Annotated in this window: 14 protein-coding genes; 8 read left to right on the forward strand and 6 right to left on the reverse strand. The window is 72.0% G+C overall.

Annotated elements, in window-relative coordinates; translation table 11 throughout:
- Positions 1–173 precede the first annotated feature (173 nt).
- From OO52_RS20410 to OO52_RS20430, 5 genes are all read left to right on the forward strand, one after another.
- Positions 174–1,193 carry a sugar ABC transporter substrate-binding protein gene (locus OO52_RS20410; protein WP_030646929.1) on the forward strand — a complete coding sequence of 340 codons (1,020 nt, stop codon included), beginning with the start codon at positions 174–176 and terminating at the stop codon, positions 1,191–1,193.
- On the forward strand, positions 1,193–2,269 hold the full coding sequence (locus OO52_RS20415; RefSeq protein WP_030646930.1) for an ABC transporter permease: 1,077 nt from the start codon (positions 1,193–1,195) through the stop codon (positions 2,267–2,269). Before OO52_RS20410 ends, OO52_RS20415 begins: the two co-directional genes overlap by 1 nt.
- Before the next feature lie 3 nt (positions 2,270–2,272).
- Complete coding sequence (locus OO52_RS20420) at positions 2,273–3,184, forward strand: ATP-binding cassette domain-containing protein (protein WP_030646931.1); 912 nt, start codon at positions 2,273–2,275, stop codon at positions 3,182–3,184.
- A gap of 2 nt (positions 3,185–3,186) precedes the next feature.
- The gene (locus OO52_RS20425) at positions 3,187–4,095 is read left to right on the forward strand and encodes a sugar phosphate isomerase/epimerase family protein (RefSeq protein ID WP_030646932.1); all 909 of its coding nucleotides are present in this window, start codon (positions 3,187–3,189) and stop codon (positions 4,093–4,095) included.
- A 160-nt stretch (positions 4,096–4,255) separates the two neighbouring features.
- A complete protein-coding gene (locus OO52_RS20430; protein WP_030646933.1) occupies positions 4,256–4,450 on the forward strand; it encodes a hypothetical protein in 195 nt (64 codons plus the stop codon).
- Between the two features lie 49 nt (positions 4,451–4,499).
- Here OO52_RS20430 and OO52_RS20435 read toward each other — a convergent pair whose 3' ends face one another.
- The 3 genes from OO52_RS20435 to OO52_RS20445 are packed head-to-tail and all read right to left on the reverse strand — an operon-like array spanning position 4,500 to position 7,487.
- Positions 4,500–5,504 carry a Gfo/Idh/MocA family protein gene (locus OO52_RS20435; protein ID WP_030646935.1) on the reverse strand — a complete coding sequence of 335 codons (1,005 nt, stop codon included), beginning with the start codon at positions 5,502–5,504 and terminating at the stop codon, positions 4,500–4,502.
- 32 nt (positions 5,505–5,536) lie between these two features.
- Positions 5,537–6,313 (reverse strand): SDR family oxidoreductase, encoded by a 777-nt coding sequence (locus tag OO52_RS20440; protein WP_030646937.1) that lies wholly within the window; start codon positions 6,311–6,313, stop codon positions 5,537–5,539.
- Between the two features lie 7 nt (positions 6,314–6,320).
- On the reverse strand, positions 6,321–7,487 hold the full coding sequence (locus OO52_RS20445) for a phytanoyl-CoA dioxygenase family protein (RefSeq protein WP_030646939.1): 1,167 nt from the start codon (positions 7,485–7,487) through the stop codon (positions 6,321–6,323).
- A 131-nt stretch (positions 7,488–7,618) separates the two neighbouring features.
- Here OO52_RS20445 and OO52_RS20450 point away from each other — a divergent pair, with 131 nt between their 5' ends.
- Positions 7,619–8,650, forward strand: a complete 1,032-nt coding sequence (locus OO52_RS20450) for a LacI family DNA-binding transcriptional regulator (protein ID WP_030646941.1) — start codon at positions 7,619–7,621, stop codon at positions 8,648–8,650.
- Here OO52_RS20450 and OO52_RS20455 read toward each other — a convergent pair.
- Positions 8,631–9,791 carry a Gfo/Idh/MocA family protein gene (locus OO52_RS20455; protein WP_030646943.1) on the reverse strand — a complete coding sequence of 387 codons (1,161 nt, stop codon included), beginning with the start codon at positions 9,789–9,791 and terminating at the stop codon, positions 8,631–8,633. The two genes, OO52_RS20450 and OO52_RS20455, sit on opposite strands and share 20 nt — an antisense overlap.
- A gap of 115 nt (positions 9,792–9,906) precedes the next feature.
- Between OO52_RS20455 and OO52_RS20460 the strand changes: the two genes are divergently transcribed.
- Complete coding sequence (locus tag OO52_RS20460) at positions 9,907–10,914, forward strand: LacI family DNA-binding transcriptional regulator (RefSeq protein ID WP_030646946.1); 1,008 nt, start codon at positions 9,907–9,909, stop codon at positions 10,912–10,914.
- A gap of 164 nt (positions 10,915–11,078) precedes the next feature.
- Here the strand turns inward: OO52_RS20460 and OO52_RS20465 are convergent, their stop codons facing one another.
- Complete coding sequence (locus OO52_RS20465) at positions 11,079–11,423, reverse strand: cupin domain-containing protein (RefSeq protein WP_030646947.1); 345 nt, start codon at positions 11,421–11,423, stop codon at positions 11,079–11,081.
- Positions 11,424–11,554: 131 nt separating this feature from the next.
- Between OO52_RS20465 and OO52_RS20470 the strand changes: the two genes are divergently transcribed.
- Complete coding sequence (locus tag OO52_RS20470; protein ID WP_030646949.1) at positions 11,555–12,070, forward strand: hypothetical protein; 516 nt, start codon at positions 11,555–11,557, stop codon at positions 12,068–12,070.
- A gap of 27 nt (positions 12,071–12,097) precedes the next feature.
- Here the strand turns inward: OO52_RS20470 and OO52_RS20475 are convergent, their stop codons facing one another.
- On the reverse strand, positions 12,098–12,676 hold the full coding sequence (locus OO52_RS20475; protein ID WP_030646951.1) for a TetR/AcrR family transcriptional regulator: 579 nt from the start codon (positions 12,674–12,676) through the stop codon (positions 12,098–12,100).
- Positions 12,677–12,678: the final 2 nt, after the last annotated feature.

Here is a 12,678-nt window from a genome sequence, read left to right on the forward strand (position 1 = left end):
TCTCAGGTGTAGATCCCGGCGCCGAGGGTGTCAATGGTTTGTACTTACATTCGGACCTGCTTGTGAAATGATGTCTTAACAAAGTATTGACAGCGGGCTCGACAGAGGCTTGTATCCCGTCCCAACGCAACAGCGTCCTTGCCCCGTCGCACGCACAGTGAGGTGCTGGAAAGATGGACCGCTCTTCTCGTCCCCGCTCCCGCAGACTGGCCCCCCTCGTGGCCCTGGCCGCCGCGGCAGCCCTCACCCTCGCCGGCTGTTCCAGCAGTTCCGGCGGCAAGAAGGCCGAGGAGGAAGCGGCGAACCCCTCCGCGGGCAAGGCCGACACCCCCCGCATGACCGTCGCCCTCGTCACCCACCAGGCGCCCGGCGACACCTTCTGGGACACCGTCCGCAAGGGCGCGGAGGCCGCGGCGGCCAAGGACAACATCAAGCTCGTCTACTCCGCCGACCCGAACGCGGGCAACCAGGCGAGCCTGGTGCAGAACGCGATCGACCAGAAGGTCGACGGCATCGCGGTCACCCTGGCCAAGCCCGACGCGATGAAGGGCGTGATCGCCAAGGCGGAGCAGGCCGGCATCCCGGTGGTCGGCCTCAACTCGGGCCTGAGCGACTGGAAGAAGCTCGGCCTGCTGGAGTTCTTCGGGCAGGACGAGAGCGTGGCGGGCGAGGCGTTCGGCAACAAGCTCAACACCACCGGCGCGAAGAAGATCGTCTGTGTGATCCAGGAACAGGGCAACGTGGGTCTCACCCAGCGCTGCGACGGCGTCAAGAAGACGTTCAAGGGCACCACTGAGACCCTGTACGTGAACGGCACCGACATGCCGTCGGTGAAGTCGACCATCACGGCGAAGCTGAAGCAGGACAAGTCCGTCGACACCGTCGTCACCCTCGGCGCCCCCTTCGCCCTGACCGCGGTCCAGTCGGTGGGCGACGCGGGCAGCAAGGCCAAGGTGGCCACCTTCGACCTCAACAAGCAGCTGGTCAAGGCGGTGCAGCAGGGCACCATCGAGTTCGCCGTAGACCAGCAGCCCTACCTCCAGGGCTACCTGGCGGTCGACTCGCTGTGGCTCTACAAGAACAACGGCAACTACAGCGGCGGCGGTGAGCAGGCCGTGCTCACCGGACCGGCCTTCGTGGACAAGTCCAACGTCGACAAGGTCGCCGAGTTCGCCGCGAAGGGCACCCGGTGATGAGCATGGCCCAGCAGGCTGAGCCGGCGGTGGGCAGGCCGCCGGCGTCCGGCCCGAAGCAGACCGACGGCCGTACCGCCCGGCGCCCGCTGGCCCTCAGGCTGCTGGCCCGGCCCGAGGTGGGCGTCTTCCTCGGCGCGGTCGCCGTCCTGGTCTTCTTCCTGATCACGGCACCGCCGGTGCGTGACGGCAGCTCGATCGCGAACATCCTGTACCAGTCCTCGACCATCGGCATCATGGCCCTCCCGGTCGCCCTGCTGATGATCGGTGGCGAGTTCGACCTCTCCTCGGGCGTCGCCGTCATCTCCTCGGCGCTCACCGCGAGCATGCTCAGCTACCAGCTGACCCTGAACGTGTGGACCGGCGTGATCGTCGCCCTGATCGTGTCCCTCGCGATCGGCGCCTTCAACGGCTGGATGGTGGTGAAGACCGGGCTGCCCAGCTTCCTGGTCACCCTGGGCACCTTCCTGATCCTCCAGGGCGCGAACCTCGCGGTGACCAAGCTGGTCACCGGCAACGTCGCCACCGACGACGTCAGCGACATGCAGGGCTTCGACCAGGCCCGGAAGGTCTTCGCCTCCTCCTTCGACGTGGGCGGGGTCCAGGTGAAGATCACCGTGGTCTGGTGGCTGGTCTTCGCGGCCCTGGCCACCTGGGTGCTGCTGCGCACCAAGTACGGCAACTGGATCTTCGCCGTCGGCGGCAACAAGGACAGCGCCCGCGCGGTCGGCGTCCCGGTGAAGTTCACCAAGATCACCCTGTTCATGCTGGTCGGCTTCGGCGCCTGGTTCGTCGGCATGCACAACCTGTTCTCGTTCAACACCGTGCAGTCCGGCGAGGGCGTCGGCCAGGAGCTGATCTACATCGCCGCGGCCGTCATCGGCGGCTGTCTGCTCACCGGCGGCTACGGCTCCGCGATCGGCCCGGTCTTCGGCGCCTTCATGTTCGGCATGGTGCAGCAGGGCATCGTCTACGCCGGCTGGAACCCCGACTGGTTCAAGGCCTTCCTCGGCGTCATGCTCCTCGGCGCCGTCCTGATCAATCTGTGGGTCCAGCGCACGGCGACCCGGAGGTAAGCGATGACCGACAACACCACCGGAACCCATGGCGCGGTCCTCCAGGACAGCGCCCCCGCCCCCGACGGACCCCTGGTCGAACTGCGCGGCGCCGGCAAGTCCTACGGCAACATCCGCGCCCTGCACGGCGTCGACCTGAAGGTCCACGCCGGCCGCGTGACCTGCGTGCTCGGCGACAACGGCGCCGGCAAGTCCACCCTCATCAAGATCATCTCAGGGCTGCACCAGCACACCGAGGGCGAGTTCCTCGTCGACGGACAGCCCGTGCGCTTCACCACCCCGCGCGAGGCCCTGGACCGGGGCATCGCCACCGTCTACCAGGACCTCGCCACCGTCCCGCTGATGCCGGTGTGGCGGAACTTCTTCCTCGGCTCCGAGATGACCAAGGGCCCCTGGCCGCTGCGCCGTCTCGACATCGCCCGCATGAAGGAGACCGCCGACCAGGAACTGCGCAACATGGGCATCGTCCTGGACGACCTGGAACAGCCCATCGGCACCCTCTCCGGCGGCCAGCGCCAGTGCGTGGCCATCGCCCGCGCCGTCTACTTCGGCGCCCGCGTCCTCATCCTGGACGAGCCCACCGCCGCCCTCGGCGTCAAGCAGTCCGGGGTGGTGCTGAAGTACATCGCCGCCGCCCGCGACCGCGGCCTCGGCGTCATCTTCATCACCCACAACCCCCACCACGCCTACATGGTCGGCGACCACTTCAGCGTCCTGCGCCTCGGCACCCTGGAACTGAGCGCCGAGCGCAGCGAGATCAACCTCGAAGAGCTGACCAACCACATGGCCGGCGGCGCCGAACTCGCCGCGCTCAAGCACGAGCTGGCCCAGGTGCGCGGCGTCGACGTCGAGGAACTGCCCGAGGAGGGCGACCTCAGCGCACCCGTGGCGACCTCCCCGGAAGGAACCCCCTGATCATGGCGCACCCCACCCCGCTCGACCGCATCCGGGTCGGCTCGGCCCCCGACTCCTGGGGCGTCTGGTTCCCTGACGACCCCCAGCAGGTGCCCTGGGAACGCTTCCTCGACGAGGTCGCCGAGGCCGGTTACGACTGGATCGAACTCGGCCCCTACGGCTACCTCCCCACCGACCCGGCACGGCTCACCGACGAGGTGGCCAAGCGGAACCTGAAGGTCTCGGCGGGCACGGTCTTCACCGGCATGCACCGCGGCCCCGCCGTCTGGGAGGAGACCTGGGCACACGTCAGCCAGGTCGCCGCGCTCACCCAGGCGATGGGAGCCCGGCACCTGGTCGTCATCCCCTCCTTCTGGCGGGACGACAAGACCGCCGAGATCCTGGAGCCGCCCGAGCTGACCGCCGAGCAGTGGGCGCACCTGACCAAGGGCATGGAACGGCTCGGCCACGAGGTCAGGGAGACCTACGGCCTGGACATCGTCGTGCACCCGCACGCCGACACCCACATCGACACCGAGGACCACGTCGAACGCTTCCTGGACTCGACCGACAGCGAACTGGTCAACCTCTGCCTGGACACCGGGCACTACGCCTACTGCGGCGGGGACAGCGTCAAGCTGATCGAGACCTACGGCGAACGCATCGGGTACCTGCACCTCAAGCAGGTCGACCCGGACATCCTCGCCGAGGTGGTCGCGGGCGGGGTGCCGTTCGGACCGGCCGTGCAGCGCGGCGTGATGTGCGAACCGCCCTCCGGGGTCCCGGAGCTGGGGCCGGTGCTGGAGGCGGCGCAGAAGCTGGGCGTGGACCTGTTCGCGATCGTCGAGCAGGACATGTACCCGTGCGAGCCGGACAAGCCGCTGCCGATCGCGGTACGCACCCGGCGCTTCCTGCGCTCCTGCGGGGCCTGAGGGCCGGGTGGTCACACGGGAACCGGGCCGCGGTGCCGACGACCGCGGCCCGGTTCCTGCTTCGTCCCGGGGGATTCAGGCACCGAACGACCGGGAACCAACGGGGGCACACGGGCGTCTGACCGACAACGGGGAACGCCCGCGCGGACGGGAGGACGAGATGACACACCGTACGGACCCACGCACCGCATCCCAGGACCCGGCCGACGCCGCCGCCCGGCGCCGCGACCGCTTCGGCGCGCTGCCGGAGCGGATACGCCCGCAGGACACGGTGGAGACGAAGCCTGCGACGGTGCCGGACCCGGCGCGGGACACCTACAACCCGGACGAGTGGCTGATCCGGTACTGCGGCTGACCGACACGCCGACGGCGCCGGGCACCTGCCCGGCGCCGTCGCCGTGCGCTCAGGCCCCTCGCACCTCCGCGAGCGTCACCGGCCGGTGCTCGTGCAGGGACAGCGTGCACGCCTCGGCGATCCAGCCGGCCTCCAGGGCGTCCTCGACGGTGCACGGGGAGGTCCGGGTGCCGGCCACGACCTCGGTGAACGCGGTCAGTTCGGCGCGGTAGGCGTCGGCGAAGCGGTCCATGAAGAAGTCGTGCGGGGTGCCGGCGGGGAAGGTGACACCGGGCTCGACCGAGCGCAGCGGCAGCTTGTCGTCCAGGCCGACGGCGATGGAGTCGGCGAAGCCGTGCAGTTCCATGCGCACGTCGTAACCGCGCTTGTTGTGACGGGAGTTGGACACCACCGCGATCGTGCCGTCGTCCAGGGTCAGGATCGCGCCGGTGGTGTCGGCGTCGCCCGCCGCCTTGATGTAGTCGGCGCCCCGGTTGCCGCCCACCGCGTACACCTCGGTGACCTCACGGCCCGTCACCCAGCGGATGATGTCGAAGTCGTGCACGGAGCAGTCCCGGAAGATACCGCCGGACGCGGCGACGTAGGCGGCCGGCGGCGGCGCCGGGTCCAGCGTCGTGGACCGGACCGTGTGCAGCATGCCGAGCTCACCGGCCCGTACGGCGGCCCGCGCGGCGGCGAAGCCCGCGTCGAACCGCCGGTTGTACCCGATCTGGATCGGCACGCCGCTGTCCCGCACGGCCTTCAGCACCTCGACGCCCTCCGCCATGGTGCGGGCGACCGGCTTCTCGCAGAAGACCGGGACGCCGGCCTCGACGCCGGCCCGGATCAGCGCCGGATGGGCGTCGGTGGCGGCCGCGACGACGAGGCCGTCCACGCCGGCCGCCAGCAGGGCCTCCGGCGAGTCCGCGACCTGCGCCCCGAACCGCTCGGCGGCGGCCTTGGCCGCGTCCGCGAACGGGTCGGTGACGACGAGCGACTCGACGGCGTCCAGTCCGGAGAGGGTCTCGGCGTGGAAGGCGCCGATGCGGCCGAGGCCGAGGATTCCGATACGCATGCGGTACTGCTCCTAGGGTTGGTGCTTCGGTTCTAGTCGAGGCCGCCGAGGACGTTCTGGTCCCAGTCGATCACCGACCCCGTGACCACCCCCGACCGTTCGGACAGCAGGAGGACCACGAAGTCCGCGATTTCGTCCGGCTGGCCGAGCTTGCCCATCGGCAGCCGGGCCGCGGCCTGCTCCCGCCAGTCGTCGCCGGCGCCGTGGAAGGCCCGCTGGGTGGCGTCCTCCCCCTCGGTCGCGGTCCAGCCGATGTTCAGGCCGTTGATCCGGATCCGGTCCCAGCGGTGGGCGTGCGCCGCGTTCCGGGTCAGGCCCACCAGGCCCGCCTTGGCGGCGACGTACGGCGCGAGGAACGGCTGCCCGCCGTGCGCCGACGAGGTGATGACGTTGACGATCGTGCCGGGCGCCTTGCGGGCCGTCATGTCGGCGACCGCCGCCTGCATCGCGAAGAACGGACCCTTCAGATTGACGGCGATGTGCGCGTCGAACAGCTCCGGCGTGGTGTCCAGCAGCGTGCCCCGCGAGGTAAGCCCGGCCGAGTTGACCAGGCAGTCGATCCGGCCGTACGCGTCCACGACCTCGGCGACCGACGCCCTCGCCTGCTCGGCGTCCGCCAGATCGGCCTGGACGTACATCGCCTCGCCCCCGGCCGCCGACAGCTCCGCCACCAGCGCCTCGCCCGGCTCCGCGCGCCGCCCGCTCACCGCCACGACGGCGCCCTCGCGGACGGCGGCCCGCGCGATGGCGGCCCCCACGCCCTGGCTGCCGCCGTTGACGAGAACGACCTTGTCGTCGAGAAGTCCCATGCCCGCCTCAGCTCTCCCGGCGTTCCGCCGCCGCCCGCAGTTCCCGGCGCAGCCGCGCGGGCTGCCACGTCTCCCTCAGCGCCCGCCGCACCAGGTCCGCCTGCGCCGGCGGGGCCAGCCCGGCGACCGGCGGGTCGCTGTCCAGGTTGGTGGGGAAGGGGTAACCCTCGGCGCTCGCGGCGATCACGTTCTCCAGCCACTCCTCGGACGCGCCCGCCTCCTTGCGCCGCAGCAGCACCGGGAACACGGCGTTCGTCACCGCCTCGCGGTCCACGGTCTCCATCGCGCGGCCGAACGCGGACGAGATCTGCAGGAGGTTGGCCGTGCGCCGGACGTCCGCCGTCCGGTTGGCGCCGGCGGCGTGGAAGAGCGCCGGGTTGAAGAAGGCGGCGTCGCCCTTCGCGAGCGGGAGCTGCACGTGGTGTGCCGTGAAGTACTCCTGGAACTCCGGGAGCCGCCAGGCCAGGTAGCCCGGCACGTGGAGCTGGGAGTACGGCAGGTAGAGCGTCGGTCCGGACTCCACCGGCATGGCACAGTGGGCGACCGCGCCCTGGAGGGTGAGCACGGGGGAGAGGCGGTGCACGTGGGCGGGGTAGGCGGCGGCCACCGCGTTGCTCAGGAAGCCCAGGTGGTAGTCCCGGTGCGGGGTCTGTCCGGCGCCGCCCGGGTTGACCACGTTGACCTGGGAGGTGACCTGGTAGCCGGGGCCCAGCCAGGCCGTGGCGAGCAGGGCCAGGACGTCGTTGGCGTAGTAGTCGGCGAACGCCCCCGCGTCGTACAGGGCCGTCTTCTCCAGCGCGTTCCACACCCGGTCGTTGGCGCCCGGCGCGGCGAAGTGGTCGCCCGCCGTCGCCCCCGCGGCCCGCTGCTCGGCGATCAGCGCCTCGAACACCGCGGTGAGCCGGTCGACGACGTCCGGCTCCGGGAAGGCACCCCGCACGACGACGATCCCGGGGCCCTCGGCGAGCGCCCGCACCAGCTCGGCCCGCAGCGCGGTCCGGTCGCCGGCCGTCCGCAGCCGCTCACCCTCGTACACGAGGACGTTCTCCACGACGGACGCGGCGTACGGGTAGGCGCCCGGATCCGTGGTGCGCTCGACCAGGGCGCGGAAGGCGGCGAGATCGCAGTCCTGCTCGGACAGCCAGGCACGGCCTGGCACGGCGGAGACGGACATCGGTGTCCCTCTTTCGGTCACGGGAGCGGCGCCTTCGGTCACGGGAGCGGCGCGGCCCTGTCATTCTTGTCAGTACAAACCCCTCGAACAACCAGCACGCGACCATCAAAAACCCCTCAAGGAGCCGGTCCATGGGCCACCCGTTCCCGATTCGGGAGATCGCACGTCAGGCCGGTCTCAGCGAGGCCACCGTGGACCGGGTGCTGAACGGCAGGGGAGGGGTGCGGGAGAGCACCGCGCGCGAGGTGCACCGGGCCATCGCCGACCTCGACCGGCAGCGCACCCAGGTCCGGCTGGTCGGCCGTACCTTCATGGTCGACATCGTGGCCCAGGCGCCCGAGCGGTTCACCACCGCCGTACGCGCCGCCCTGGAGGCCGAACTGCCCGCCCTCCACCCGGCCGTCGTGCGCTCCCGCTTCCACTTCCGCGAGACCGGACCGGTCCGGGAGCTGGTCGGCACGCTCGACCGGATCGCGCGGCGCGGCTCGCAGGGCGTGATCCTCAAGGCGCCGGACGTCCCCGAGGTCACCGCGGCCGTCGGCCGGCTGACCGCCGCCGGCGTCCCGGTCGTCACCCTCGTCACCGACCTGCCCGCGAGCGGACGCGTCGCTTACGTCGGCATCGACAACCGGGCGGCCGGGGCGACCGCCGCCTACCTGATGGGCCAGTGGCTCGGCGACCGGCCCGGCAACGTCCTCACCAGCCTCAGCAGCGGCTTCTTCCGCAACGAGGAGGAGCGCGAGATGGGCTTCCGCAGCGTCATGCGGGCCCGGCACCCGGAGCGGACGCTGGTGGAGATCGCCGAGGGGCAGGGCCTGGACGCCACGCAGTACGACCTGGTCAGGGCCGCCCTGGAACGCGACCCGGAGATCCGGGCGGTGTACTCCATCGGCGGCGGCAACAACGCCACCCTGCGGGCCTTCGCCGACCTGGGCCGCGAGTGCGCCGTGTTCGTCGCGCACGACCTGGACCACGACAACACCCGGCTGCTGCGCGAGCACCGCCTGTCCGCCGTGCTCCACCACGATCTGCGGCACGACCTGCGCGAGGCCTGCCACGAGGTGATGCGCTTCCACGGCGCGCTGCCGCCCGCGGGGCCCGTGCTGCCGTCCGCGATCCAGGTGGTCACGCCCTACAACATGCCTACGCCCCCGGCAGGGTGACCCACGCCCCGCTCGCGGCCGACTCCGCCATCGCGTCCAGCACGGTCGCGCTGTGCACCGCGTCCGCGAGCGTGGTGCCGTACGGGGTGCCCTCGGCGATCGAGCGGACGAAGCGGTAGGCCTCGATCACCTTCAGGTCGTCGTAGCCCATCGCGTTGGCCGCGCCCGGCTGGAACGCGGCGAACTCACCGGCGCCCGGGCCGACGTACACCGTGCTCACCGGCTGGTCCTGGTACGTCGTACCCCGGCTCACCCTCAGTTCGTTCATCCGGCGGAAGTCCCAGAACACCGCGCCCCGGGTGCCGTGCACCTCGAAGCCGTAGTTGTTCTGCTCGCCGACCGACACCCGGCAGGCCTCCAGGACGCCGCGGGCGCCGGAGGCGAAGCGGAGCAGGCAACTGACGTAGTCCTCGTTCTCGACCGGGCCCGGCTCGCCGCCGGCGGCCAGGGCGTGGCCGGCCGTCGCGCCGCTCGGACGGGCGCGTTCCGGGACGAAGACCGCCGTGTCGGCGGTGAGCGCGGCGATGTCGCCGAGCAGGAAGCGGGCCAGGTCGGCGCCGTGCGAGGCCAGGTCGCCGAGCACCCCGCTGCCGCCGCGCTCGCGCTCGTAACGCCAGGTCAGGGCGCCGTCCGGATGGGCCGCGTAGTCGCTGAAGAGACGGATGCGGACGTGGGTGACCGTGCCGATCTCGCCGGAGGCGATCAGCTCGCGGGCGGCCTCGACGGCGGGTGCGTTGCGGTAGTTGAAGCCGACCGTGCCCTGCACGCCGGCCTTGGCGACGGCGTCGGCGACCGCGCGTGCGTCCCCGGCGGTCAGGCCCACCGGCTTCTCGATCCAGAGGTGCTTGCCGGCCTCGGCCATCGCCACGCCGATCTCCCGGTGCAGGAAGTTCGGCGCGGTGACGCTCACCGCCCGGACGCGCGGGTCGGCGGCCACCTCGCGCCAGTCCCGGGTCGCCGAGGCGAAGCCGAACCGCTCGGCGGCCTCCTCCGCCCGCCCCGGCACCTCCTCCGCGACCGTGACCAGCCGGGGCCGCAGCGGCAGCCGGGGGTAGTGGTGCGGGAGGCGGGCGTACGCCTGGGTGTGCACCCGGCCCATCCAGCCGAACCCGATGACGGCGACACCGAGCGCGTCCACCATGACAGCCCCTCTCCGTTTGGACCGGTCCATCGTCGGTCCAGGTCACCTTTGTTCGGACATGGCGAGCGTGTCAACCCTTTGACAGCGCGGCACGCCGCATGGAACGGTCCATCCCATGAGACCGCCGACGATCCGCGACGTGGCCGAACGGGCCGGCGTGTCGAAGTCGCTCGTCTCCCTGGTGCTGCGCGGCTCCGGCCCGGTGCGCCCGGAGAAGCGGGAGGCGGTCCTGCGGGCCGTGCGCGAGCTGGGCTACCGGCCGAACGCGGCGGCCCGCAGCCTGAGCGAGCAGCGCACCCGCACCATCGGTGTCCTCCTGGACGACCTGCGCAACCCCTGGTTCGTGGAACTGCTCGACGGGCTGAACTCCCTGCTGCACGCGGCCGGTCTGCACATGCTCCTCGCCGACGCCCGCCTGGGCCGCCGGATGGGCCACGACCTCGCCGAGCCCTTCCTGGACCTGGGCGTGGACGGACTGGTGGTGGTCGGCACGGTCCCGGACGCGGGCGGCCTCGGTGCGCTCGCGGGGCGGATGCCGGTGGTCGTGGCGGGCGCGCGCGAGGCGCAGCCGCCGGGCGTGGACGTCGTCGCCGGCGACGACGAGCGGGGCGCCCGGCTCGCCACCGAGCATCTGCTCGGGCTCGGCCACCGCCGGATCGCACACCTCGCCGGCCAAGGTGCCGTCGGCGCGCTGCGCCGGCGGGGCTTCGAGACGGCGATGCGGGCGCACGGCGCCGAACCGCTCGTCGAACCGGGCGACCTGACCGAGGAGGGCGGCTACCGCGGAACCGTCCGCCTGCTCAGCCGCCCGGAGCGTCCCACCGCGCTCTTCGCCGTCAACGACATGGCCGCGGTGGGAGCGCTGTCGGCGGCCGGCGAGCTGGGACTGCGCGTGCCCGGGGACCTGTCGGTGGCCGGGTACGACAACACCAGCATCTCCCGGCTGCGGCACCTCTGGCTGACCACCGTCGACACCGCCCCGCACGAGGTGGGCCGGCGCGCCGCCCGCTTCCTGCTGGACCGCTTCGAGCGGCCGGGCGGCGAGGGGCGGGTGCGGCTGGCCGCGCCGACGCTGGAGATCCGGGGGACGACGGGTCCGCCGGGGGACGGCCTTGCAGGCTGACACAGCCGCCGAGGTCTACGCGGCTGCCAGCTTGATACGGCGCTCCGGGTTGATGCGGCGCTGCGGCTTGATGCGGCCCCAGCTTGCTACGGCCCTCCAGCTTGATACAGCGCTCCGAGCCGATGCGGCCCCCAGCTTGATACCGCCCCCATGTTGATGCGGCTTCACAGGTTGATGGCGTAGGCCTTGCGCAGCGTCTCGTGCACGGTCCACGTCGTACGGTCGCCCGCGCGGAGCACCGCCATGTCGCCGGGACCCACCGTCAGCGTCGGCCCGTCCTCGACCTCGATGGTCGCCGAGCCGCTGATCACCACGAACAGCTCGTCCGCCTCCGTGTCCGTGACCACGCCCGGGGTGATCTGCCAGATCCCGCGGAGCTGCCGGCCGTCCGCCGACTCCCACACCACCTTCCCGGTCACCTCGGGGTTCCCGGCCACGATCCGCTCCGGGTCCAGGGGCTCGGGTGCGAGGTCGGCGTCGGGGATGTGGAGCGCGAAGCTGTGCGTCATGCCACCGACCCTGGCCGGTGCGGCGGCCGCGCCGCCATGGACAGGGTGTGGGGCATCGGGCCTGGTCGGAGGACACTTCGTCGCGGAGCCCACCGCTGGCGGGGACGCGGGGCGCGGGTGATCGTGGGGGCATGGCTGACTCCACGGCGGCCGGCCCGGCGCCGCCCCGGCAGCACGGCACACGGGAGATCGTCCTGTTCGGCGGGGTGTACGGCGCCGTCCTCGCCAGCTCGATGGTCGCGGCGCTCACCCAGTACGGGCACACGTCCGCCGGCGTCCGCGGCTACGACGCGGCGTGGGTGCTGGTGACCGCGGGCGCCTCCGCCCTCGCCCACGGCTACGCCCACTACATCGCCGAGCGCACCCCGCACGGCCGGTGGGACGTCCTGTTCGCCATGCGCGACGAGTGGCCGCTCGTCACGGCCGTGCTGCCCACCGTCTTCCTGCTCGCGGGCGCGTACTGGAAGTGGTGGCCCGCGAAAGGCGTCGAGTACGCGGCGTTCGTCCTCAACATCGTGATCCTCTTCGGGGTCGGCCTCGTCACCGCCCGCTGGTCGGCGCGCCGGTGGCCGACCGCCGTCCTCATGGGGCTGGGGGACGCGTGCCTGGGGGTCGTGGTGGTGGTGGCGAACGCGGTCATCAAGTAGCGGGCGGGCAGCCCGTGGACCGCGCGGTCAGCGGCCGGTGCGGACTCCGTCCAGGGCGATGGCGAGGACCCGGTCGCGCTGGGCGTCGTCCTCGAACGCCGTCGCCGTGATCCCGGCGACCATCCGCAGCAGATCGCCGAAGTCCATGTCCGCCCGTGCGGCACCGGCCCGCTGCGCGCGTTCCAGCAGGGGGCCGCCGGCCTCGTACATGGAGTCACGGCAGGACTGGAAGATGTCCGACTCGCCGTCGAGGGCCTCGCGCACGGCGCGCTTGGTGACCATGTACCCGGTGAACCTGTTCAGCCAGTTGGTCAGCGCCTCCCACGGCTCCCGGTCCGCGAGCTCGACGGCCGCCCGGCACAGGGCGTTGACCTCGTCGGCGTAGACGCTCTCGAACAGGTCGCGGCGGGTCGGGAAGTTCCGGTACAGGGTGCCGATGCCGACGCCCGCGCGGCGGGCGATGTCCTCCAGGGAGGCGTCGGCACCGTGCTCCGCGAACGCCTCGCGCGCGGCGCCGAGCAGGGCGTCGTAGTTGCGGGCGGCGTCCTTACGGTGCGGCCGGCGGGCCGCCACGATCTCGCTGACGGGGAACGGCGTGGCCGTCACTG

It is taken from the genome of Streptomyces flaveolus, assembly GCF_000716535.1.
Lineage (GTDB): Bacteria > Actinomycetota > Actinomycetes > Streptomycetales > Streptomycetaceae > Streptomyces > Streptomyces flaveolus_A.